Here is a 25,028-nt window from a genome sequence, read left to right on the forward strand (position 1 = left end):
GAATATACGTACAATATAACGTACGTATTTAAGAAATCAAACCCAAACGCCTACTGATATCCCCGCGCCTGTAACCCGAATAGTTCAGCGTATCGCCCCTCTTTTTCCAGTAGCTCGTAGTGTGAGCCGATTTCAAGCAGCGTTCCGTTTTCCAGGACCAGAATCCGGTCGGCCATCCGAACCGTGCTGAATCGGTGCGAAATAATGACCGACGATTTTCCTTCGGTTAGTTTGGCAAACCGCTGAAACACTTCGTACTCAGCACGGGCATCGAGGGCGGCCGTCGGCTCATCCAGAATAATCAGTTGGGCATCCCGCATGTAGGCACGAGCCAGGGCCACTTTCTGCCATTCGCCCCCCGACAATTCAACGCCTTTACCAAACGAACGACCCAATTGCTGATCGTACCCTCCGGCTAACTTGGCAATTACCGTATCGGCCAGACTTCGCTGAGCGGAGGTTTCGATACGGTCCTGGTTAGTGCGCTGGTCGATGTCGCCAACGGCAATATTGACCCCGGCCGACATTTTGAAACGGGTATAATCCTGAAAAATCACCCCGATGTTTCGCCGTAGTTCTGCCAGATCATACTCGCGGAGGTCATAGCCATCGAGCAGAATGCGCCCTTCGGCCGGATCATACAAGCGAGCCAGCAACTTCACTAATGTAGTTTTACCCGCACCGTTTTCGCCAACGAGTGCCAGCTTTTCACCCGCCTGTAGGGTAAATGACAGATTTCGCAGCGCCCATCGTTCCGAATTGGTGTACTTAAAACCCACATTCTCAAATACAAACCCCTGCCGAATTGGATTAGGAAACGGACGGGATGTAGAAGGCGAATGAATGGAGGGCTTTATTGCAAAGTAGTCGAACAGGTCCTGCAAATAGATTGCTTCCTGGGTAAGGCTGCTAAACTGAAGCAAAATGCCCTCCAGCGAGCCACGCACCTGCCGGAACGAACCTGCCAGAAACGTCAGGTCGCCCAGGGTGATTTGTCCACCAACAGCTCGCATCACAATCCAGACATACGCCCCATAATAACCCGCCGTTCCCAGGGCCGTCAATAAAGTCCCCCATCCCGCCCGGCTAATGGCTAACGCTTTGTTTTTCAGATAATACTGCCACGATAACTCCCGAAACCGATCGATCAGAAAGCCCGATATACCAAAAATTTTAACCTCCTTGGCCGTTTCGTCACTTGCCCCGATATAGCGTAGGTAATCGAGTTCCCGTCGTTCGGGCGTCCAGGATCGAGAAAGCGAATAGCTCCGTTGATTGAAATAGTTATCACCAATGAATGAGGGGGTTACGGCCAGCAGAATCAGGACTAGCAGCCATGGATTATATACCGCCAGACCAGCCGCCAGAAAACCAACCGAAATCAGTTCCTGCACCTGCCCGAACACACCGGATAGTAAAACCGTACGTCCGTTCGTCTGCCGACGCGCCCGTTCGAGCTTATCGTAAAAAGTAGCGTCTTCAAACTGCTCCAGGTCGAGAGTAGCCGCGTGCTCCATCAACCGGATGGACGTCTGATTAGCGAATAAATCGCCCAGGAGGCTATCCATCAGCGCTACTGCCCGACCTAATGCCGTAGACAGAATAGCCAGGCCAAATTCGGCCCCGACCAGCCACCAGAGCATACGCGTATCACCCTCGTTGTGTTTGGAAAGAGTAACCACCTGATCGATAATCAGCTTGCCTATATAGAGGGTAGCCGTTGGAATAGCTGCCCGAATTAACCGAAGAAACGCATTGCCCAGAAACAGACTTGGCGACACCTGCCAGACAAGTCGAAAAAACGAGGGCAGGTTACCCAAAGCAGCAAAGCGTTCACGCCAGCTTATCTGGTCTTTAGTTTCGGTAGAATTTGCATGAGTTGGTACTGTTTTTGCCATAACATTCAAAAGACAAGTACCGTCCGGGATTAGTTCACCGGCAATCCGTCTGAAAAAGCTGTTCGATAGAGGTTTAGGACGATAGTGGCTAAAACAGCATGAGACCGTTTACATAAAATCACCGGGCTATACGCAGGTTCTTTCCGATGAAGCCATCCCTGGCCTTCACATCTATATTGATAACTAACCTTACACTGCTCCATTATGAACAATCGTATTACTTTTCTTCCTCTACTACTCTTGCTGGGCCTACTGGTCTTTTCCTGTAAAAAAGACGACGGCCCCGACCCTAACCTGGCCCCGGCAATCTTCACCGTGACCGCCAAACAAGCGACTACCAGCAGTGATGTGGTCCTGAGCTGGACGAGAGCTAAAGACCCTAATGGAGACCCGGTTACGTATGCCGTCGTTTACAAAGACACCTTAGCTAAAAACCTCAGTGATACCACGTTTACGCTCAAAAATGTAGGATATGGCCTTACGGTAACGGGGAGCGTGATTGCGTTCGACAATCATAAAGCGGCAACTCCGGTCGCGTTTAATCTTACGATTGGCACGAATCCGTATGCCGATGTGCCTGATGCGGCTTTTGAACAGAGGCTTATCGACCTCCGCTTCGACGATACCAAAGATGGCAAAATACTCTTGAGTAATGCGCAAAAAGTAACTAGTCTGACGGTTGCCAGTCAGGGGATCAGTAATCTACAGGGCATCGAAGCTTTTGTGAATCTAACCTATCTGGATTGTTCCAGCAACCAGCTTACCAGTCTGGATGTCAGCAAAAATACAGCCTTGACGGAGCTGATTTGCAGCACGAATAAGCTAAACAGTCTGGACATCCGCAAGAATACGGCTCTAGTCTCGCTAGCCTGTTCCAATAACAGCCTGAACGGCCTGGATCTCAGTCAGAACGCGGCTCTCACTCAACTTAACTGCTCCAACAACCAGGCTTTAACCTCGCTTGACCTTAGTAACAACATCAGCCTGGCGAGATTAAGCTGTAGCAGTACCGGCCTGACCCGTCTGGATTTGACAAAGAATACGTCAGTACAATATCTGGACTACTCCTTTACAAAATTGAATGGGCTGGATATCAGTCACAACCCGATCTTAACCGAGTTGAACTGTTCGGCAGCCGGGCTGACGAGTCTTGACATCACGAAGAATACAGCGCTAACCAAGCTTTTGTGCTCCTACAATCAGCTTTCGACCCTGGACCTATCAAAAAATACAGCCTTGACGAGTCTGGACTGTGAAGGCAATCGCCTGACCAAGCTGGACCTTAGCCAAAATGTAGTAATTAGCACCCTGCTATGCCCAAACAACCAGCTAACGGGCTTAATGCTAACTACCAATACGGCACTGACTGAATTGAACTGCTATGGCAATCAGCTGACGAGTCTGGACGTCACAAAAAACACGATTTTAAGTAATCTGACCTGCTACGATAATCAGCTGACGGGCCTTGATTTGAGCAGGAACACAGCGCTTAGCTTTTTACGCTGCGAAAATAATACCATTAAAACCATCTGTGTGTACAGTCTGTCGCAGGTTAAACCGTTCTGGCAAAAAGATGCGTCGGCGGCCTATCAGGTCTGCAACTAACAGTAAGTATCGTAATTCGAACGGCAAGCCCGCAAAACGGATTAAAAAGCAGAAGCCACAACCTTTACTGGTTGTGGCTTCTGTGTACATAGGAAAAGCGCCTGTTCACTTACATTCCCTGCGCGCCGAACTGCACTTTGTCGAGGGCAAACAGGGCCTTCTGACCAGCTTCGGGGTTCACAAACACCAGATAGAGTTTATGCATCCCCTGCACAGGCTGGCGGAACGGCAGATTTACGGGGCCAGCCGTTCCTGGTTTTACCTCTACCTCGCCTAACAAAGGGCCCGTTGGGGAGTTGATCCGCGCTTCAAGCTTACCACCGGCCGTTTGAGTAGTCGATGCAAATACCGTTGGTGAAATGCTTTCAATACCCGTCAGATCAATGTCGTTAAAGGCGACGTAACTTCCCGATTTGGTACCAATAGCAGCTGGGCCAACCTTCGGCATGTCGAACTGGAAAATATCCTGTTTGGCATCAGCCGTTACAGCTTTCACAGAGGGTGAGCGCAGCGCCACAGATGTCGAACCAGTCAAAGGCCCAATCACGCCATTCCCCCGGTCGGTATAGGTTGCGGTCAGGATATAGGAACCATCCTTTTTCTGCGCTACAGGTACGTAATCACCAGAAATCGGTTTGCGATTAGCTGCTTTTTCGTCAGCCAGCGAAAGGATGTATCCAACCATATCGGCTACTTCACTTTCTTTCAGTTGTGGGTGGGCGCTCATGGCCTGTTCACCCCATACACCACCGCCACCGGTGATCACCTTACGGATCAGTTTACTTTCAGAACCCGTGCCTTTGTACTTCTTGGCAACATCGATATAAGCAGGTCCAATCGACTTCTGATCAATGGTATGGCACGCTTTACAGTCGCTCAGTTCAATTAACCGTTTTCCAGTCGAAGAGCCCGTATTAGCCTGGTGCCCCTGCGCTAGTAACGTCTTGTCGAAGCCTTCGAGATAATCGATAGTCATGGTCACGTCGTCGGGGCTGATGCCTTTCTGTAGCGTACCATCTTCTTTGTCGACCACCTTCACCGCATATTTAACAGGCTTGTTTGGGAAATAGAAAGTCTTGTTACCAGCGACATCAACAACTACTTTGGGCTCGTCGTTACCCACTTTGATGTCCATCGTCCGGGTCGACACGTTACCGGCTGCGTCGGTCACTTTCAGCGTGGCCGGATAAACCCCTGGCTTGCTGAAGGTAACGGTTGGCGAAGCGGTCATTTGCTTAGGCATATTCTTGCCAAAAGACCATTCGTATTTAAGCGCGTCGCCATCGTAATCCATCGATTTACCGCCATCGAATTTCACCGTTAATGGAGCAGCACCCACCATTTTATTCGCGCTGGCAACGGCTACCGGCTTCCGGTTTCCGGCATTGTACGTAATACGAGCCAGCCGTGCATCGGCATTGGCACCAAACCATTTCTGACCATACTCAATCGTATACAGCGATCCATCGTTGGCGAACTGCATGTCGATGATGTGCGAGAATTTCGTGCTGGGCATAAACGTTTCCATCTTCACGAAATCGCCATTGGGCTTCATCGTAACAGGGTGAATCCAGTCACGAATCCAGTCGTAGGCAAAGAATTTACCGTCGTAGTGGCGGGGGAATTTAACCGACGTTTCTGGATAATCATCGTAGTAATAGACCGGGCCACCCATCGCATTCCGACCACCTTTGCCTACAATATCACCAAACTCCGGTGAATCGGCATAGGGGTAGTAGATGAAGGCTTTCTGGGCAGGAGGCAACTCTCTTAGCCCCGTATTATTGGGCGAATCATTGATGGGGTGTTGCGGATCGAACAGGGGGCCCGTTGTGCTATCGGCAAAACTACGGGTGTGGTACGGGCGGTTATCAGCGACAAACAACGGCCAGCCAAAATACCCAGCCTGACGCGCCTGGTTCATTTCATCGTGACCACGAGGACCATATTTTTCACTGTTGTTACCGGCATCGGGGCCAACTTCGCCCCAGTACAGATAACCCGTCCGCTGATCGACCGAAATCCGGTAGGGATTCCGGTTTCCCATTACGTAAATTTCAGGGCGAGCCTTTGGGTTGCCTTTCGGAAACAGGTTGCCTTCGGGAATGGTATAGGTTCCGTCGGCTTCAGGATGAATCCGGATGATTTTACCCCGCAGGTCGTTGGTATTGCTGGAGGTCAACCGGGCATCCCATCCTTTCCGGCCGGGCCGTTCGTCAATCGGCGCATAGCCATCGGAGTTGAACGGATTGGTATCATCACCCGTCGACAGGTACAGATTTCCTTTCCGGTCCCAGGCAATCGACCCGCCGGTATGGCAGCAGCCGTCACGCTTCACCGGAATGGTCAGCAGTACCTTTTCGGTATTCAGCAAAACTGTGTCCCGAACGTCGTCATAGACAAAGCGCGACAGATGCTGAGCCGTGTCAGCAACTGTCGCGCCGTTCAGAGGGGAATAGTACACATAAATCCACTTGTTCTGCTTGAAGTTCGGGTCGATGTTCAAGCCCATCAGGCCATATTCGAACTTGCTGAAAACCGGGAAATTGGCAACTACCTTAGTCTTTTTTTTTTGCGGATCGTAGACCGTTAGCTCACCTTTGCGCTGGGTATAGAGCACCTTGCCATTATCGAGCACAGCCAGTTCGGTTGGTTCGTCCATCCCCTGCACCAGTACCTGCTGTTCAAATCGGTTTTCTTCAGGAAAGGGCATCGTTTTGGCCTGGCCAAATTTCAGGCTGGACGCCATCACCGACTTGATTCCACCCAGAATGTGTTGCAGGAACATCGGGTCAGTGTACGACTCATCGGTATGGCCGCCCCCCGTATAGAACGCTTTACCACCCTGGAAATCGTGATGCCAGATGAACGGGTGATTATCGCCGTTCTTTCCGCCTTCGTAGGTTTTCTCGTCCAGTTTACCCAACACTTTCAGATCGCCCTGAATGCTCTTGTAGTTGTACCACTCGTCCCAGCGCTTCCAGCGATCCGGCAGCATTTTCGTGGCCGGGTGACTCTTATCAACAATTTCAATTTCAGCGTTTTGCTGCTTAGGATGGCTCAGGAAATACGCACCTACCAGTTGGTTGTACCAGGGCCAGTCGTACTCAGTGTCGGCAGCAGCATGGATACCGACAAAACCACCACCCGCCTGAATGTAACGCTCAAAAGCAGCCTGCTGCGCATCGTCGAGCACATTGCCCGTTGTGCTTAGCCAGATAACGGCACCATACTTTTTCAGATTGGCTTCGGTAAACTTGGAGGCATCTTCCGTTGTATCGACGGCAAAACCATTTTCCTGACCAAGTTTCATAATCGCCATTTTTCCCGCCGGGATCGATGAATGGCGAAATCCTTTCGTTTTCGAAAACACGAGTACCCGATTCAAGGCAATCGGCGCTTCAGCAGCGGCAACAGACTTAGCCGCTACAGTCCGTTTGGCCATTGTTTGTGCCCAGGCATCCGTCGGAAGCTGAGACACAGCGGTTGTCAGCACGCCCGCCAGGAGTAGTGCGCGGGAGGGAAACCGTACGTTTTTCATAGGTTTTGATGATTTAAAAACAGGCTGATTGGAAACTCAGGCAAGTTGGCCTAAAAAGAAACTTTTAAAGATTTGATTGACTTTTAAGCAGGTAACAAAAATAATAAAAAAGCGAATGCCAATGAAGTAGGCACTCGCTGATAATAAAGGTCAACTTGACACTAATCTACTTTTTTGAAGACCATGAGTGCTGCCCCATTTTGCAACAGCGTTAGCCGGCCCGATCCAATCTGATACGACAGTGGCGCATTCAATGCATTTAAAAATGGGCTTTCCAGGTCTCCAGCAGCCCCAATACAGGCCATTTTGGTCGTAATAAGTGGCCCAAACACGATCTGACGGGTATCGGCTTTCACGGGGCCACTTAGTCGATTACAGCCCGTTGTGCCCGTTACACGGCCCTCTGTTAGAGAAATTTCCAACCGGGGCACTTCCCGTCGCGAGGCATCCGCTGTGATGGCTTTCCCCTGGAATTCGGTTAACACCCAAATGTCCTGTAACAGAGTCAGTTTCTGAAGCGACACCCCACAACCTACATAATGCTTCTCATGACTATCGACCTGAACCCGGTAGTCGTACGGTTGCCCGGTTTTGGCATCCACACAACTGTCGGGCCGGAAAACGATGTTGAGAGTACCACCCCCTACAGGCGCATTATACCGAAGTACTCCGTCTGAATCCGTCTGTCGTTCGGGAACCGACGTTGCCAGGCTGTCTTTACTCGATTTAAAGATAAGCGTTCCTTTCGATGGATTGATGGTCAATGACCAGGCCGGATCATTACCCAACGCCACCAGTTCATCCCCTGCTTTCAGATACTGACTGTAATCGGCAGGTGGCCGGACGGGCGTGAGCATAGCGGCAAACTGCGTCGATGGCCGACGACAGGCTGTTGCCAATAAGAGAATGCCAAACAGAAGTGTACGCATGGCGATTTATTGAATTTACTTTTCAGTAAGACCGCCCCGACGTGAAAAAGTTTAGTGGCACCCATGATCTGGATTTACGTAAACCGCGAAGACGCAATAAACACGAGGGCTGTTCACGGCCTTGCGTCTATCGCGTCTTCGCGGTTTAAGAAAATCACTGACTATTCGCCTGCATAAGCCTGCTCCAGCGTAGCGATGTCTAGCTTGTTCATTTTCAACATGGCCTGCATCACCCGCTTTGCTTTCTCCGGGTCTTTATCGCCCAATAGCTGACCTAGTTTTGATGGAACAATCTGCCACGACACGCCAAATCTATCCTTCAGCCAGCCGCATGGGCCTTTTTCTCCACCCTCCGAGAGCTTCTCCCAATACAGGTCGACTTCCTCCTGCGTTTCGCAATTGACAAAGAGCGAAATGCCTTCAGCGAATTTGAAATAAGAGCCACCATTCAGGGCTGAAAACTCCTGTCCATCCAATTGAAATGTAACCGACATCACACGTCCAGCTGGAGCGGGAGCGCCTTCGCCATAATGCGAAATGCTGGTAATTTTCGAATTTTTAAAGAGCGAGGTATACAACCGGGCGGCTTCCTCAGCCTGGTCGTTAAATGTCAGGAATGTGGTGATCTTCTGCATGTTGTTTACTGATTTTGATGAATACCAAGGCAAAGGTACGACCTGTATTCGCCATAACGGGAGGGGCATAGCGACAGATAAAGGGGCAATTACGACAGGTAGATAAGTAACGTAACCGTACACTAAAAACTGATGACTATCCGAAAAGCCACGTAACTAATTTAGTTTTCCTAACCGCCAGATCGATTGCGCTTACAGCTACCCCCTATTGTTTTTCGGATTGAGTCATTGTGTTTATCCAACTCCCTTTGATACAATGCAAAAACTACTGATTGTTGATAGCCATTGCCTGTTTGCCGACGGTGTCCGGTTTCTGATCGAGTATTCGACCGACCATACCGTAGTTGGCGTATTGCACACCGGAAGGGAGGTTATTCCTTTTTTGCTACAGCACGACATTGATGTGCTTCTGCTGGATATTGACTTACCCGATATGTCGGGGCTGGAGTTGACGCGTACCATTCGAACCTTTTACCCAGCGACCAACGTACTCGCTCTCACAACCCTTACAAACCCCCAGTCGGTTAATCTGGCAATCGAAGCGGGGGCGATGGGCTATTGCCCCAAACAGGCCGGTCGTAATGAGTTATTTGCTGCCATCCGGGCGGTTGGAACTGGCCATCTTTATTTACCACCATCCTTAGTCCAGCAACTTAGAAAACCAGCTGCCGAAAAAATTACCCAGGACTTGACCGACCGTGAAACCGAGGTGATTCAATTGATTGTGGATGGCCATACGACAAAAACCATTGCCGATAAATTGTTTCTTAGTACGCGAACCGTCGAAACGCACCGCAAAAATATCTACCGAAAGCTCCGCATTCACACCAACATTGAGTTAGCCCGATACGCCCAGGTTAACAAGATCATTTAAAGAAGACGCTATTTTTCACGTAGTTCTACGCGCCGATATACCAACATCTTGGTATTTACCCCACTTCCCCTTTAGCCGACCTTTGGTGTCTAAACCACACCCTTTTGGATGTTCGCATTTCCTCCCAAATCAGAGCGAACCAGAGCATCTGACCATTTACGTATACGGCCCATTTCGGATGTAAAATTTAACAGGTATAATCATGAAGGCGTATCAAAACGACTATCTGAGTGAATTTGAGCAGGAATTCGAGCTCGATAACGAGTCTCCTGACAGCTACAACGAATTTGAGTTGGTCGATAATGAATTCGACAACGAAGGCAGTTGGGAAACCGATAACGAGTTCGACAGCGAAGGCAATTACGACGTACAGAATGAAGCCGATTACCTGTCCGAGTTTGAAACGGATGATGAATTTGAAAACGACGACGAATTCGATAGTACGCCCGATGGTCGTTATGAAGCCCGGCTCTATGAAATCTTCTCCAACAATTATGAGAACGAATTTGAGTTTGAGAACGATTTCAACGAGGTAATGCATGAAATCGAAAAAGATTACTTCTGGGGGGCGCTCAAGAAATGGGGCAAAAAACTGGCTCCACTGGCGAAAGGAATCCTGAAAGCCATACCCGGTGGCGGTACCCTGACGACGGCGATCCAGCAGATTACAAAAGACCCAAGAGGGCTACTTAAAAGCCTGGCCATGAAGTTTGGCCCACAGGCGCTCAATGCCGTTGTACCGGGGGCGGGGGCCATTCTGGGAACGGTACTGAGCAATCAGGAAATGACGTCTCCCTCGGCCGCTCGCCAGGCTGCCCGCGATACGGTAGCCCTTGCCAAACAGGCGTATACCAACTTTGCCGACGGAATCAGTCGTTCCAACTTCAGCCGAAATTTCCCGCAGGCTAAAGCACAGATGAATCAACTGGCCCGCAGCGCTTTCAAAAAAGCCCATCATACTGTTCGTCTTGGCTCGGCCAATTCCAGATACCGACGAGTGGGTCGTAAAGTGCGTGACGAGCAAAACGGACTGTACAAGATCGTAACGATCACCTATAAACGTCTGTAAGCAACCGTACTCACCTTTCTTGCCCGACAGCCCTGTGGAAACCCAGCAAAAAGCGATCAGCCCTGGCAATTCGGAGCTATTGTTGAAAATAGACTCGATCCGAAACCGAGCCCAGTTGCTAACAGGGCTGCGAAAAATGCTGTCGCTCCCTCCCGAACAGGATATTTCGGCCGACCAATGGGAAGCGCTGGAATCGCAGTTGGCAACGGTTTCCAACAAAATCAGGCAGCAGCTACGCATCTATACCGACAAATACTTTTCGGAACGCAACGACCCAATTATCCGGCAAACGCTTATCAATCGACTGGGTGAACTGGAAATGGACCTGGCCAGCGCCTACACGTTCTACGATACGTTCATGGATATTCTGACCCAGCGCCTTAGCCCTGACATTGGCCCCTTGCTGAAAGGGTGCGACGCCATTGCGGCCCACGCGCTTCAACGCGGTAGTCTGGCCGACATCACGGTACCGCCATTGGTCTGCTGCGACCGGGGTTTTGGGGCTTTTACCGTCCGCGAAGGGGTGAGTATCATCCGAAACGCCCCGAATCCAATCCCGTTCATAGCCATACCCTACAGCCGAATCAACGAGAAATACAACCTGATTTCTATTTTTCACGAAGTGGGCCATCAGGCATTGACCAAGCTGAATATGGTTCCGCTCTGGCAGCAGGTAGTTTACGAATCTCTGAAAAAAACGGGCGCTACACCCCTGATGCGCAGCCTGTTTGCCAACTGGTCGAAGGAGTTGCTGCCCGATTTCTGGGCATTTTGCCTGTCGGGTATGGCGCAAACGTCGAGCATCCGGGATGTTCTGATTCTCCCTGCCTCTATGATGTTTTCCATCTCGACCATACAACCACACCCACCTTCGTACCTGCGTTTTCTGCTATCGGTAGAATGGTGTCGGCAACTCTGGGGCAAAGGCGACTGGGACAACTGGGAGGCCGAATGGCTGGAATTTTATCCATTAAAATCCCTGGACGAAACCACCCGCCAACTCATCCTTGAAGCCCGGCAATATCTGCCAACGATTAGTAGGGCCGTTTTGCAGACGAAGTTCAAAAAACTGGGAAACAGGCCGTTAACATCGCTCTTTGCGCTGGGCACGCTAACTCCGCAGGGGCTGAAAGCGATGGCAACGATCGAGGGCATACAAACCGACACCTTCCGAAATCAACCCATTGGGGTTCAACTGGCCGTCTTTCGCCTTCTGCGCGAAAAGCGGACCATCAAACAAATAACCATCGACGCGCTGATGGACAGCTGGCTGAAGGGATTAGCGAAAAAATAGACTCGTACACTTTAACAATTCAACACAATGGCGAAGTTATTTCAAGAGCCCAGAAACACCTTTTTCTGGGAAGACATACAGACCTGGGCAATCCGAAGTCAATATAACGAACTGCTGAACCGTGTGTTAACGGAATACGCCAGTCAGTACAGTTCGCCTTTACCAACTTTTCTTAACAAAAACTACTGCCTCACCATCAGTGCCTGTAGTGGCTCGGTCATTTACAAAGACGCCCTGCGCGAAGCCAACGATTTCAGTAAAACCAGAGCGATTACCGACGCTGAACGAAATTTCATCGAAAAGCAGGATGCCGTCGGGAACGCTCAGCTCGATTTGCAGATGGCCGAAGCGAATCTGGTGTCGATCAGCAGCAGCAATAAATCGAATAGCCGGGCCCGTGAAATTGCCGAGCAGGAGCTGAAACGAAAGGAAGATGCCGTTCAGGAAGCCGAAATCGCCCTGAAACGCGCCCGTTACGAAGGTTGCTACGACCCTGGCCCGACGGATTATTTCGTAAAACCCGTATTCCTGTACGAGCGTGTCACGTCCATCCCAGCCGACCAGCTCCCTCCTACTCTCGACTTCTCCTACTTCACCAATGGCCTAACGGTAGGTGCTTTGCTCTGGCTGTACTACTACGAGCGCATGGGCATCTTTAAAATCCTGGGGGCGCTGATGGACGATTACAACTATCGCGGCAAATACACCATATCGGGCAGCCGATTCGATGACAAAGGCATTGCTATTTCGTATTCCAACCTGATGGATATGATCTGTACGCTGCATCGGTTGGGCATTAGCTCGAACCTCCGCGACCGGGTCTGTACCTACCAGCGTGTATTGGGCGTAACCATCGAAAACAACCTGGGCATCGAAAGCGAACAGAACAAAGGCTTTATGCAGGCCTTCAACAAACTGATCGACTATATGCTGGAGTACTATAAAACCAAGCAACTGGCACAGGCCATTCAGGCACAGACCGGCAACATTCTGCCCCGCTCGTCGGTGGCTACGCAGACGTCCATCCGGGATACCATGAATGTGCTGAAGCAACAGTTTGAGCCTTTCCAGTACGGTCGAAATCAGATCAATACGTTCATAGGGCTGGCCACCGTTCATGCCACTATCTGCCTGGTCAACATGCTAAAAGCAGAAATCGGTATTCCGTCGCAATACGACAAACCCGAAGAGTTTATCCCGGCCGCTTATGATATACTGGTTGCCAAACGGCCCATTACTCTCAATGAAAGCAACCGATTCATCGTGTACGACAATTGTGCTTCGTATGGATATCGGCTTTTGACCGACATTGAAACCGCTGATCTGACGCAATTGACAACCATTGCGACGGGTTCAACGCTGGATATCTGGCTCAATGATGTAGAAGGGCTTGTGGAAGGGTATCGTAATGCCTACAGCACCGTTCCCGAACGGGCAACGGCTATGGTTCAATCGTATTAGTCGCTCTGAAGTATGGAACGCAATTTATTAGTCAGGGAGGTTGGAGCGTTGTCGTCGCCTATGATCGGGTCGCGGTTTCGGCAGGCAGATGATGAAGTTTTTCTGAATCCCTCTGCTCCGTATGAAGTACATGTAAGGAACCCCCAACCCAATGCTGTACGTCGGGATTTGGGGAGCGGTCGATCGTTTCGGCTGAATGAAAATGGTATGCCTACGCGTAGCAACTCAACTTCAGCTTCGGCTTTTCTGACACAGATTGTCGATTGGCTGGATGTAGGCAATACGAATCACAAACGGTATCTGGGCCTGAACTACAAAGGTAAGCCTGCTACCTGGTGCAATATTTTTGCAAACGATTATGCCTATCTGGCGGGTGTTTACCTGCCGCATTTTTTCTGGAGAAAACTCCCATCGTCGCCCACGGAAGCGTCGTCGCAGAAAAACACCAACTACCTGACCGAACTGGATGCCAACTCGTTGTATGAGTGGTTTGGCAAATACGGGGCTATGTTTGGCTGGCAGGAAATCACTCCTTCGGGAAGCGATTACACGGCTGTTCAGAATACCGCGAATCAGGGCAATGTCGTGTTTGTCAGCATAAAACGCCCAGGCATTGCGGGACATATTGCGGCTATCGTACCCGAAACGGGTAGCCACAAAGCGCTCCGAAATTCGTCGGGGCAGGTGACAAATCCCTTATTGAGCCAGGCCGGTTCTCACACGAAAAACGTAACGTATTCGACAACAAAGTGGTGGGTACCTAGAGGCGGACAATTCCGCATCTGGGCGCATGCTTTATCGACGGGTTCGGGGCCGATCAGTACCTTTCCCAATACGCAGACGGCCAGCAACACCCAATCAGCTCAGCCAGCCTCTACCGTTTCAATAAATTCATCGCCCACCAAGCGAGTCAAAGCCAATCGGTATTACGGTCAGCAACTAGGCTGGGATAAGTACGTCGATCAGATCAACGATCTATTGTTGCCGTATTCCGGCCAATCGAATGTTAGTCTGGGCGAAGACGCCTTTGCCGATGCGCTGGCGATCTGGCAACGGATTCATGGGCTCACAAACGACGGTATTTTAGGCCCCACCACCTGGGCACTATTGAAAACTTCGCTGGGTATTGCGACTCGTATTCCTACGAACTCTAGCCCATCCTCATCAGCCTCAGTACCTGCTGGCTCACCTTCCCTGCCCGACCGCTTTCGTGTGCTGGTGCCCGCCCTGGAAAAATACCGGGGCAACTGGCCGCTCAGTTTCTTGCTGGGCTGGATTAAAAAAGAATCGGACGGGAGTATCCATAGTCACACCAGCCTTGATGAGCGCGGCTATTTCCAACTGCATCCCGACGAATCCAAAACATTAGGTATCGACCACCAGCGACTAAGCACCGACAGCGACTACTCTATTCAGGCGGGTATTCAACTGGTCAACCATCGGGGCAGAAGCGCAGCTAAGTACGCTGCCATGCTGGGTATTCCGACCAGTGGCGAGGTCTATCTGGCGCTTACCAAACTCATGCACTGGCTTCCGTATGGCGTTCAATGCATCGTTGAGGTGATGAAGACGAAAAACTTTACCCCAACCAGTTGGGAGTCGTTTAAAGGCTTCTGTGCTGCCAATCGTGTTGAAATCCAGGCGGGTATTGCTCGAAAAGGAAAATGGCCACTTGAAAACGGCATTAAAAACACGGACGACGTACTTACCTATGCAAAAGCATTTAAAAAGTAAACGAGTGAATGAGCGAAAGCTGGCTGAAGAAACGCTCATTCACGGTTTTAGTCAAACGCGGGTAAATCCAAAAAACAGACCGTTGAGAAACAGGGATATACCTTCTTTCTAACCCTGCTACCTATTTATTTTTTTCGCTACAAGTTTCACAAAGAGTTTAACCTCGTCCGAAAAAACGCCATCAACAGACTGATTAACGTTCTTTTTTGATCCATAATCGATACCCCAATCGGTTCGATCAATGATCAGCGTACCATTCAACTCGACAGTTCCGTCCATTCCGTCCTTAAAATGCAGTTTGGCTGGAAAAGTAACTGCCTTCGTGATACCTTCAATGGTTAGGTTTCCTGTAACGTTTATATTTCCATCATTAACTCGTATACTTCCATCAGTTGGAACTTTTGAATTTCCATCATTCCATGTTTCAACCTTTGTAATGGAGAATGTAGAAATCGGGAATTTTTTGATATCAAAAAATGGAGGGAATTTATTGAGTGAACGTTGATCAACAAAATTTTCAATGGTATTCATGTCGACTTCAACTACACCACCCACTAAATGACGGTCGCTTCGGCGATCCGATTCGATGGCCAATTCTCCTTTTGCTATATGGACGTCCCCTGTATGGGTGCCATCACCCAGAAACGTAGTATCTTCCCATCCACCAAGTAGCATAGACCCTTTCCAGACGACAACACTTTGCTTCGTATCGATGCTATATTTTTTCTGACCCTCTTTCTTATAGAAGTCCGTGATGGTCTTTCCATCATACCGATACACGCCGGTCGCATCGCCAAACCAAATACTGCCATCGTTAGCTTCCAAAAGCCCCAGAAAAGTCTTTCCTGACCTAATTTCGGTTACCGTAGGCTTAGTACTATATAAGGATTTTGCATCATAACGGGAAAGTGCCTGGACCGTCCAGTTAGCAGGATTTACCGGACCAGTAGTCCAGATGTTTCCTTTTTTATCCTGGATTATAGCATAGGCACCTCTTTCCGATACCTTCGTAAAGGTACTACCATCATAGCGATAGAGGCCACCGGTCCGGCCTACTTTAAATCCATTATAACCGCTGAGCCAAATAGTCCCTTTTCGATCTTCCATTATAGCCCAAACGTCGAGAAAGGGCTCCCCTTTATGGGTTAACGTGGTAAATTTTTCCCCGTCATAAACAAAGGCATCGCCCCTTGTGCCAACCCACAATTTCCCTGTTTTATCTTCAATGATTGTATGAATATCATTATTCCAACGCCCTTCTTTAAAAAAAAGCGGAGCGTTCGGAGAGGTAAAATTTCGAAACGATTTTCCGACTACCCCTCTGGGATCGTAACGACTTATGCCACTTTCAGTGCCGAACCAAATAATGCCGGCTTTATCTTCATAAACAGACGTAACTCGATTGTTGGCAAGCCCCTCCGTAGTAGTGAAATGTTGAATGGATTTCCCGTTGTCATAATAAATGCCTGAATCAGTAGACGTGAACCAACGATTCCCTCGTCGATCTTCCAGAACATCCCAGAATCTGTGCTGACCTATCTTACTGGTAAGATTAGTAAACGATTTTTCCCCGGCCCTGGAAGGGTCGTATCGAAAAACATCACCAAATTCTGAGTTATTCGGGCCAGCCATCAAAATGGTGCCATTTTTGCCCCTTTTTATGGTACGAACCATTATGTTAGGCCCTATGTCTTTAATCTCGGACTCGATGTTATCCGTGGGTATGTTTGTTTGGTCTTGCCCACAGGAAGTGCAAACAATAAACATCAGGAGCAAAGCATATGCGTGAGTGTAGTTCATCCTTTTTCTTTTTTGATACCAACGAATTTCAACCACTGCGTTGGGGCCGCCATTGCGGTGGGCAGCAAACCTACCCGGCTTTGTGCTGAGATGTGTTGGTGTACTAGTAAAAGAATGTTAACGCAATGTAAAAGTTACCGCTTCGGCGCAGGGCGCGGTTCCCCGCCGGGACCTGTGCCCTGCGCTGCAGCCAAAACGGGCTCTCCAAATACGGTAAGGAAAATTACTTCAACTTACACTCTATTGTTAATTACAGACCTTATATACAGCCGAATCATCTTTTGTCCAATTACTTTTTACTTGAGCTAAACTGGCTAGACAAATAACCTGTATTTTATTTACCTCACAATTCAATCTAGTTAGAGCGGTATTTTTCCGTAAATCGAGTGTTGTCAACTGGTTTGTAAGACAGCTCAGTGTCTTTAGATAGATGTTTTGTCTGGTATCTAGTTCAGTAATTCGATTATTACCGCAGTTGAGCGTTTCTAGTCGTAGACTTTTAGTAATGTCTAACTCGGTTAATTTATTCACGGCGCAGTTGAGCGATTCAAGAGCCGTACATTTTGAAAGGTCAAGGGACGTTAGTTGGTTCAAATTGCAGTCCAAGTTTTTTAGCGTTGAGTTAGGGGCAACAGTTAAAGCAATGAGCTTGTTCGATGAGCAATCCAATGACGCTAAAGAAGAACTCACGCCCAGATTTAGACTGGATAATTGATTAGCGAAACAGGTTAAACTTTGTAGGTTTACTGGACTCAACATATTTAAAGTAAGGAGACTGCATTGCGAACAATCAATTGTTTGTATCGACTGGCCCTGCCCCAAGTCTATAGTAGTCAACTGCCTACTTTCAGAACACCTTAGCTTTTGCAAGAGCGGATTACTGCTCAGATCCAGGTTTACTAAGTTCGAATAGTAACAATCTAGGCTGGTTAAATTGCGGTTACTACTTAGGTTTAGTTCCTTCATGGGGTTCTCCCCACACCTCAATTCCTGCAACGCGACATTCTTACTTAAGTCTAGTTTGGTAGTTTGGGTGTAACTACAGTCATACGTTTTTAAAGAAGTCAGTAAAGAAACATCGAAATTGTCTAATTTACTGGAAGCGCAATCTAAGGCCGTCAAACTAGCATTCTGACTTAGATGTAAGGTAGTCAAAGGGTTCCAGCCACAATCTAACGTTTGTAGAAGTTTATTTTGAGTTAGATTTAAACTTTGCAATTGATTAAATGAACAATCCAGCGTTTGCATATCTACATTTTTAGATACATCTAAAAGCGTTAACTTGTTATTATCACAAGCTAGCGTTTGCAGACTCGTGTTTTTTGACACATCTAAGCTGGATAAACCATTCTGTGTTAGGACCAAATACGTTAGGGCCGTGTTGTTACTTAGATCTATACTGGTTAGATTATAGTTACCCACACAAATAAGCCTTTTCAAATTTGTAAAAGCCTCGATGCCACGCAGATCTTGGATTGAACCAGTGTTTAAGTTGATTAAATTTAGATTAGCCGTTTTTAAAGCGCTTGCTAGAAGTAACTTTCCATCCACTACGTCATCAATCGACAACTTAATTAAGGCTCTTTCAAACGATAAATCGGGAATCTGAACGTACCGACTATCAGCGGTAGTGATGCTAAAACTGCTACTTGTGGAAGCTTTTCGATCATCCCAAGCCACAATACTACCCATTACAGTCGTATTCTCAGATAGCTGTTGAATCGTAAAAGTCGTATCAGTAAGATTCTTGACCAGCGTATCTTTGTAAACAACAGAATACGTGACAGGATCCCCGTTAGGATCTTTAGCTTTAGTCCAAGTCAATACCACATCCGTGCCGTTAGCTGACAAGCTGGCCTTCACTATAAATGGCATAGGAGGCAAATTCGCTTCAGGGTTATCGGTGTATTTGCACCCACTCAGCCCCAAACCAGTCAAGATCACCAGTAGGGCCCAAAGTAGTGAGTTAGTTTTCATGCTCGGTGTGTATTTACCAGGACCAATCTGTTGTATAATCAGCGCCAAAGTACAAAACTTAGGCTAAATACTTTGAGATTAGCCGTTTATTCAAACCTTTCCAAGAGATACGAAAAGAGATTTGTATATCTGTAATACGGACGTTTGGTGAGGCACTATTCATTCTTGGCTTTACCCAATCAAGCGTAAGCGATTTCAGGGTAATACACAACCTTATTTGACGATTGTAAATTTTATAAAAACGCCTGATGTATCAGTATCAATCGTTTTAATTAGCCGCCCATTATAGACGGCAGTCATTAGCGCTCGATCAAAGTAGCAGGGCGGGTTGCCCTTGCTTAACTGAGCGGACAGAATAAGGGTATCCATATCCGTTTTATTGAATTGAAAATACAATATTGTCTTTTTTAGGCCATACAACTCAAATAAGCCAAAACTGTATCCTTCATTCTGAATAGAATCTTTAACTATACCGTGCATGAGATAAGGTATTGTATCACCTGGCATTTGCTCATAAATCTGTAAATTATCCGGCTTATCCTGACTCACTTCATAATAAGGTCTACCCGTTGTTTTATCCCGAAACGAGAAGGAGCCGTATAAACCAGGGTCAGAACTACTACAGTCGTTCATACATTGTCCAAAACTGAGAGCTGTTAGCACTAGCAGACCATATACTAAGGCTTTCTTTAGGTTCATAGTTAGATGAGCCTTCCCATAGGCCAACAGTTGGAAAACGCGGTGGTAGAATTCATATCAGGCACTACCTGAATGAGTAGCACGCCTATTACTGAAGCCAACGACAACTAAAAGGCCTGAATGGGGTCTTTTTTTCTAAAAAGTGGTCCATGTCCAAAATGAGCAAAAGAATGTCTGAAATGGGTTAACAGCGAATGGGAGCATTAGGTGATTTTTGGCCCAGGCAAACCAGTCATGATACCTGCTATTTCTATGGCCCATTTTTACCTCCCATCCCATAAGCAGCCAGCCGTTGCGCTGGTTTCTTCGCTGTGGAGTTGGCGTACCAACTCCCGCTCTGTTTTTCACAACGTATTCACCATATTCACAAGCTGTGTGGGATGGATGAGGCTACTGCCGCTGTTGCTGCTGTTAGCGCACCCGATGCTGGCTCAGGACTGGAACCAGATCATTAAGACGGCGGCCTCCGACCGACGCACGCTTACTTCCGCCGGCCGGACAGCCGGAGATTATTTAGGCTATTCTGTTGCCATTGACGGAGACTATGCTGTAGTGGGTGTTCCTGGCGAAGACGAGGACGCTTCGGGAAGTAATACGCTCTTTACTGCAGGTTCGGCTATTGTTTTCAAGCGCGTGAATGGCACCTGGACCCAGATTAAAAAGCTGGTGGCCAGCGACCGAGCGGCTAACGATGCATTTGGGTTTTCGGTGGCCATCAGTGGGAGCCAGATTGTGGTGGGCGCTTATCAGGAAGACGAAGATGCATCGGGGGGCAACACGCTCAATAACTCAGGCTCTGCCTACGTGTTCAGCCAGAACCAAGGGGGAGCCGACAACTGGGGGCAGGTCAGAAAGCTAGTAGCCAGCGACCGAGCAGCTAACGATGCATTTGGCTATTCGGTAAGTATCAGTGGGAGCCTAGTTGTGGTGGGCGCTTATCAGGAAGACGAAGATGCATCGGGGGGCAACACGCTCAATAACTCAGGTTCTGCCTACGTGTTCAGCCAGAACCAAGGGGGAGCCGACAACTGGGGGCAGCTTAAGAAGCTGGTAGCCAGCGACCGAGCAGCTAGCGATGCATTTGGCTTTTCGGTCGGCATCAGTGGGAGCCTGGTTGTGGTGGGGGCTTTTCAGGAAGACGAAGATGCATCGGGAGGTAACACGCTCTCGGCTGCGGGGTCCGCCTATGTGTTCAGCCAGAACCAGGGTGGGCCTGACAACTGGGGGCAGCTTAAGAAGCTAGTGCCCAGTGACCGAGCAGCTAACAATACATTTAGCTATTCGTTGGGCATCAGTGGGAGCCTGATTGTGGTGGGCTCCACAGATGCGTCGGCAGGTCAGCTCATCAGTGCAGGTTCGGCCTATGTGTTCAGCCAGAACCAGGGCGGGCCTGACAACTGGGGGCAGGTTAAAAAGTTAGTGGCCAGTGACCGAGCAGCTAACGATCAATTTGGCATTTCGGTAGGTATCAGTGGGAGCCAGATTGTGGTAGGGGCTTATCGGGAATCCGAAGATGCGTCGGGGGGCAACACGCTCTCCGCTGCGGGTTCGGCCTATGTATTCAGTCAGAACCAGGGCGGGGCCGACAACTGGGGGCAGGTTAAAAAGCTGGTCGCCAGCGACCGCGCAACAGGCGATTTCTTTGGCATTTCGGTGGCTATTAGTGGGAGCCAAATTGTGGCAGGGGCTTATCAGGAAGACGAAGATGCATCGGGGGGTAACACGTTGACCGATGCGGGTTCGGCCTATGTGTTTAGCCAGAACCAGGGTGGAACTGATAACTGGGGGCAGACTCAAAAATTAGTTCTGAGCGATTATGTGGGCAAGCAGAATTACGGGTTTTCGGTGGCCATAGATGGCAATTATGCCGTGGTAGGTGCCTATCTGGATTATCTTGATGCAACCAGTGGTCAGCCCCTGTTAGGTGCGGGCTCAGCCTATGTGCTCAAACAGCAAAACGGCAGCTGGACCCAGATCCAAAAGCTGGTGGCCAGCGACCGAGCGGCTAATGATTATTTTGGCCTATCAGTGGCCATCAATGGAAACCAGATTGTGGTGGGGGCTCCTCTGGAATCCGAAGATGCGTCGGGAGGTAACACGCTCTCAGCTGCGGGGTCCGCTTATGTGTTCAGCCAGAACCAGGGCGGGTCTGATAATTGGGGGCAGATTAAAAAGCTGGTCGCCAGTGACCGATCAGCAGGAGACACGTTTGGCTGGTCAGTGGGCGTTAGTGGAAGCCATATTGTGGTGGGCGCTTATCAGGAATCCGAAGATGCGTCGGGGGGCAACACGCTCTCCGTTGCGGGTTCAGCCTATATCTTCAATCAGAACCAGGGCGGAACCAACAACTGGGGACAGATCAAAAAAATCGTTGCCAGCGACCGAGCAGCTAACGATGCATTTGGCTATTCGGTAAGTATTAATGGGAGCCAGCTTGTGGTGGGCGCTTATCAAGAATCCGAAGATGCGTCGGGAGGTAACACGCTCTCTTTTGCGGGTTCAGCCTATGTCTTCAATCAGAACCAGGGGGGAGCTGACAATTGGGGGCAGGTTAAAAAGCTGGTCGCCAGCGACCGCGCAACAGGCGATGTATTTGGCTATTCAGTGGGTATCAGTGGAAGCCAGATTGTAGTGGGGGCTCCTCAGGAATCCGAAGATGTATCGGGAAACAATACACTCACCAATGCGGGTTCGGCCTATGTGTTTAGCCAGAACCAGGGAGGAACTAACAACTGGGGGCAGGTTAAAAAGCTGGTCGCCAGCGACCGAGCAGCTAACGATCGATTTGGCTTTTCGGTGAGCAACAGTGGAAGCCACATTGTGGTGGGCGCTTTTCAGGAAGATGAAGATGCGTCGGGAAACAACATGCTCGCAGATGCGGGTTCAGCCTATGTCTTTAACCAGAACCAGGGGGGAGCTGACAATTGGGGGCAGGTTAAAAAGCTGATGGCCAGCGACCGGGCCACTAATGATCTTTTTGGCTGGTCAGTGAGTGTCAGCGGGAACCAGCTTGTGGTGGGGGCTCCTCAGGAATCCGAAGATGCGTCGGGAAACAACATGCTCATCAATACCGGTTCGGCTTATTTCTTCAGGTCAACAGCGATCACTCTGACTGGATTTGCCACTACGTCCAGTACCGCCTGTGCGGGTAGTGCGACCACCTTCACCGCTACGGTGGGCAACGTGACAGGCGCCTATAACTTTACCCTCACCAACGGCAGCAGCACCACCATCGGTACCACTTCCAGTATGCCGTTTAGTCAGAGCTGGACAGCCGCCGGGTCGGGGACACAGACATTCACACTGACGGTAGCTGATAATGGGGCTTCGGCCAACGCCAATACACCATTTACGGTCAATGCCATGTCGCCAGACTATCAGCCGCTAGTCGATTTATACACCGCCACCAATGGGGTTAACTGGACCGATAACACGGGCTGGTTACAGGGCTGCAACCCCTGTACTGGTAATGGAGGTAACCCCTGGTTTGGCATTACCTGTGCCAATGGTCGCGTTACCGAGATTAATCTATTCCGCAACAAGTTGATTGGGACAATACCAAACAGCCTATCGGCTCTGACCAGCTTACAATACCTCTACCTCAATGACAATCAGTTAGCCGGTAGCATTCCGTTGAGCCTGTCGGCCCTAACCAACCTACAATACCTGTATCTCTTTAATAATCAGCTAACAGGCAGCATCCCTACCAGCCTGTCGGCCTTGAGTAACTTACAAGACCTTTATCTCTACAACAATCAGTTAACGGGCAGCATTCCCAATAGCCTGAGTGCGCTCACCAACCTAAAAAAATTGTTCCTCGACAGTAATCAGTTAACAGGCAACATTCCAGATGGTCTGTCGGCCCTAAGCAACCTACAAATCCTCTATCTTAATGGTAACCAATTAACGGGTAGTATCCCCAACAGCCTATCAGCCCTGAACAGCTTGCAAACCCTTCGGCTTAACAGTAATCTGTTGACAGGCAGCATTCCTGTTAGCCTGTCGGTCCTAACCAACCTGCAATACCTGTATCTCTTTAATAATCAATTAACGGGTAGCATCCCTACCAGCCTGTCGGCCCTGAACACCTTGAAAGACCTTGATCTCTCCAGCAATCAGTTAACGGGCAGTATTCCTGTTAGCCTGTCGGCCCTGAACAGTCTACAAACCCTTTTTCTCAACAACAATCAGTTAACGGGCTGTATCCCAGCCGGATTCTCGGTATTTTGTGGAAAGCCGATCCGCCTGAGTGGTAATCCAGGTCTGCCAGGCGGTGGTAATTTCAGTGCCTTTTGCAGCAACGGGACGGGTAGTTCGGCAAATGCCCTCTCCCACATCGATGATTTTCCTGCCAGCCAGTCTGCCTGCGTGGGTAGTTCGGTGCACATCCCTGTTACCGTGAGTGGCAGTGCCGACAGTTATCAGTGGTATAAGGATGGGGCACTTCTGAGCGGACAGACCTCGGCCACACTCAACCTGGTCAGTCTGCAGCTTAGCGATGCAGGCAGTTATGCGGTGGCTGCATCGGGCTGCAACTCACTCACCAGCAATACTTTCAACCTAATAGCAAATGCGCTACCCACTCCGATGTTGACAGGCAATCTGACCCTCTGTGCGGGTCAGTCCACCACCCTGGCGGCCAGTGGAGGTGTGGAATATGCCTTTACCGGGCCTGCCATTGTCAGTCAAAACGCTACGGCAGGAACCGCTGTGGTAAACGCATCAGGCACCTATTCGGTAACGGTCACCAACAGTGCGGGCTGTTCAGCTACGGCGACCACGACCATCAGCAACCATCCCCTGCTGAGTATAGCCGCCGGGGCCTCGTTATCTATGGCCAACCTGGGTGTAGTGATCAGCCTGACGGCTTCGTCCGGGGAGCTGGCCAGAGCCACGACTTACCAATGGAATGCACCTCCCACCGCTCTCCTGACCACGCCCGCCACCGGATCAGCCGTCTCGGCCAGCCTCACCACCGCTGGAGTGCAAACCTTTACCGTGGTGGCTACCAGTAGCGGCTGCTCGCAGTCAGCCCTGATCAGCGTGACAGCCCTGACAGGGCCTGATCTGTCGCCCATCCTGAGTATATCCAATGCCAATTTTGCCGCTGACGACAGTAAAGTCCTGCTTGTTCAAGTCCAGGAAGTAAATGGAGCAACGGCCAGTGGAGCCATCCTCATCACTATCACGGTTCCGGTTGGCTACAGCGTCAGTTTTGACAATACCCTCACCAGTTTCTCGGTCTCAGGCGGAGAATCTACTTCCGTAGACAACACCAAGTGGCATCAAAGTAGTAGTGTGTCCGGTCAGCAGATTAGTCTTGCGCTTAATAATGGTCAATCAGTGGGCGCCAACAGCACCCTGAATATAGGAATATTGGTCACTCGTACCACGGCAAATTCAGGGAGTGCGTCCAACATAACAGTAAACATTGCTGATGATAGTAGTGGGCGCTATGATGTCAATCGACTCAATAATGTGTATGCCCGAATTATTAATGGCTTGTGATAAA

Annotated in this window: 14 protein-coding genes; 7 read left to right on the forward strand and 7 right to left on the reverse strand. The window is 49.4% G+C overall.

Features of this window, described 5'->3' with window-relative positions; genetic code table 11:
• Positions 1-50: 50 nt before the first annotated feature.
• Positions 51-1,898: an ABC transporter ATP-binding protein gene (locus BGO59_RS01735; protein WP_293679561.1), complete on the reverse strand. Its 1,848-nt coding sequence runs from the start codon at positions 1,896-1,898 to the stop codon at positions 51-53.
• Positions 1,899-2,102: 204 nt separating this feature from the next.
• Here BGO59_RS01735 and BGO59_RS01740 point away from each other — a divergent pair, with 204 nt between their 5' ends.
• Positions 2,103-3,503, forward strand: coding sequence for a hypothetical protein (locus BGO59_RS01740; protein WP_293679564.1), 1,401 nt, complete (start codon positions 2,103-2,105; stop codon positions 3,501-3,503).
• Positions 3,504-3,612: 109 nt separating this feature from the next.
• Here the strand turns inward: BGO59_RS01740 and BGO59_RS01745 are convergent, their stop codons facing one another.
• The 3 genes from BGO59_RS01745 to BGO59_RS01755 all read right to left on the reverse strand — a co-directional run bounded on the left by BGO59_RS01745 (position 3,613) and on the right by BGO59_RS01755 (position 8,608).
• Positions 3,613-7,044, reverse strand: a complete 3,432-nt coding sequence (locus tag BGO59_RS01745) for a ThuA domain-containing protein (RefSeq protein WP_293679567.1) — start codon at positions 7,042-7,044, stop codon at positions 3,613-3,615.
• 161 nt (positions 7,045-7,205) lie between these two features.
• Entirely contained in the window at positions 7,206-7,973 is a 768-nt protein-coding gene (locus tag BGO59_RS01750) for an META domain-containing protein (RefSeq protein WP_293679570.1), read from the reverse strand.
• A 161-nt stretch (positions 7,974-8,134) separates the two neighbouring features.
• Positions 8,135-8,608: a VOC family protein gene (locus BGO59_RS01755; protein WP_293679572.1), complete on the reverse strand. Its 474-nt coding sequence runs from the start codon at positions 8,606-8,608 to the stop codon at positions 8,135-8,137.
• A 256-nt stretch (positions 8,609-8,864) separates the two neighbouring features.
• Here BGO59_RS01755 and BGO59_RS01760 point away from each other — a divergent pair, with 256 nt between their 5' ends.
• The 5 genes from BGO59_RS01760 (at position 8,865) to BGO59_RS01780 (ending at position 15,040) form a co-directional block, all read left to right on the forward strand.
• Positions 8,865-9,482 (forward strand): response regulator transcription factor, encoded by a 618-nt coding sequence (locus BGO59_RS01760; protein WP_293679575.1) that lies wholly within the window; start codon positions 8,865-8,867, stop codon positions 9,480-9,482.
• 202 nt (positions 9,483-9,684) lie between these two features.
• Positions 9,685-10,551, forward strand: coding sequence for a hypothetical protein (locus BGO59_RS01765; protein WP_293679577.1), 867 nt, complete (start codon positions 9,685-9,687; stop codon positions 10,549-10,551).
• Between the two features lie 34 nt (positions 10,552-10,585).
• Entirely contained in the window at positions 10,586-11,845 is a 1,260-nt protein-coding gene (locus BGO59_RS01770; RefSeq protein ID WP_293679580.1) for a hypothetical protein, read from the forward strand.
• A gap of 27 nt (positions 11,846-11,872) precedes the next feature.
• Positions 11,873-13,306 (forward strand): hypothetical protein, encoded by a 1,434-nt coding sequence (locus BGO59_RS01775; protein WP_293679581.1) that lies wholly within the window; start codon positions 11,873-11,875, stop codon positions 13,304-13,306.
• 12 nt (positions 13,307-13,318) lie between these two features.
• Positions 13,319-15,040 carry a hypothetical protein gene (locus BGO59_RS01780; protein ID WP_293679584.1) on the forward strand — a complete coding sequence of 574 codons (1,722 nt, stop codon included), beginning with the start codon at positions 13,319-13,321 and terminating at the stop codon, positions 15,038-15,040.
• 117 nt (positions 15,041-15,157) lie between these two features.
• Here the strand turns inward: BGO59_RS01780 and BGO59_RS01785 are convergent, their stop codons facing one another.
• The 3 genes from BGO59_RS01785 to BGO59_RS01795 form a co-directional block, all read right to left on the reverse strand.
• Complete coding sequence (locus tag BGO59_RS01785) at positions 15,158-16,714, reverse strand: two-component regulator propeller domain-containing protein (RefSeq protein WP_293679586.1); 1,557 nt, start codon at positions 16,712-16,714, stop codon at positions 15,158-15,160.
• 372 nt (positions 16,715-17,086) lie between these two features.
• A complete protein-coding gene (locus BGO59_RS01790) occupies positions 17,087-18,817 on the reverse strand; it encodes a hypothetical protein (RefSeq protein WP_293679588.1) in 1,731 nt (576 codons plus the stop codon).
• 213 nt (positions 18,818-19,030) lie between these two features.
• A complete protein-coding gene (locus BGO59_RS01795) occupies positions 19,031-19,450 on the reverse strand; it encodes a hypothetical protein (protein ID WP_293679590.1) in 420 nt (139 codons plus the stop codon).
• A 300-nt stretch (positions 19,451-19,750) separates the two neighbouring features.
• Between BGO59_RS01795 and BGO59_RS01800 the strand changes: the two genes are divergently transcribed.
• Positions 19,751-25,024 (forward strand): leucine-rich repeat domain-containing protein, encoded by a 5,274-nt coding sequence (locus tag BGO59_RS01800; protein WP_293679592.1) that lies wholly within the window; start codon positions 19,751-19,753, stop codon positions 25,022-25,024.
• Positions 25,025-25,028: the final 4 nt, after the last annotated feature.

The organism is Spirosoma sp. 48-14, assembly GCF_001898575.1.
In the GTDB taxonomy this organism is placed as follows: domain Bacteria; phylum Bacteroidota; class Bacteroidia; order Cytophagales; family Spirosomataceae; genus Spirosoma.

Excerpts from the sequence above, each read along its gene's own strand:
- BGO59_RS01735 (WP_293679561.1), bottom strand. The coding sequence starts at position 1,898 with ATGGCAAAAACAGTACCAACTCATGCAAATTCTACCGAAACTAAAGAC.
- BGO59_RS01740 (WP_293679564.1), top strand. The coding sequence starts at position 2,103 with ATGAACAATCGTATTACTTTTCTTCCTCTACTACTCTTGCTGGGCCTA.
- BGO59_RS01745 (WP_293679567.1), bottom strand. The coding sequence starts at position 7,044 with ATGAAAAACGTACGGTTTCCCTCCCGCGCACTACTCCTGGCGGGCGTG.
- BGO59_RS01750 (WP_293679570.1), bottom strand. The coding sequence starts at position 7,973 with ATGCGTACACTTCTGTTTGGCATTCTCTTATTGGCAACAGCCTGTCGT.
- BGO59_RS01755 (WP_293679572.1), bottom strand. The coding sequence starts at position 8,608 with ATGCAGAAGATCACCACATTCCTGACATTTAACGACCAGGCTGAGGAA.
- BGO59_RS01760 (WP_293679575.1), top strand. The coding sequence starts at position 8,865 with ATGCAAAAACTACTGATTGTTGATAGCCATTGCCTGTTTGCCGACGGT.
- BGO59_RS01765 (WP_293679577.1), top strand. The coding sequence starts at position 9,685 with ATGAAGGCGTATCAAAACGACTATCTGAGTGAATTTGAGCAGGAATTC.
- BGO59_RS01775 (WP_293679581.1), top strand. The coding sequence starts at position 11,873 with ATGGCGAAGTTATTTCAAGAGCCCAGAAACACCTTTTTCTGGGAAGAC.
- BGO59_RS01780 (WP_293679584.1), top strand. The coding sequence starts at position 13,319 with ATGGAACGCAATTTATTAGTCAGGGAGGTTGGAGCGTTGTCGTCGCCT.
- BGO59_RS01785 (WP_293679586.1), bottom strand. The coding sequence starts at position 16,714 with ATGGTTCGTACCATAAAAAGGGGCAAAAATGGCACCATTTTGATGGCT.
- BGO59_RS01790 (WP_293679588.1), bottom strand. The coding sequence starts at position 18,817 with ATGAAAACTAACTCACTACTTTGGGCCCTACTGGTGATCTTGACTGGT.
- BGO59_RS01795 (WP_293679590.1), bottom strand. The coding sequence starts at position 19,450 with ATGAACGACTGTAGTAGTTCTGACCCTGGTTTATACGGCTCCTTCTCG.
- BGO59_RS01800 (WP_293679592.1), top strand. The coding sequence starts at position 19,751 with ATGATACCTGCTATTTCTATGGCCCATTTTTACCTCCCATCCCATAAG.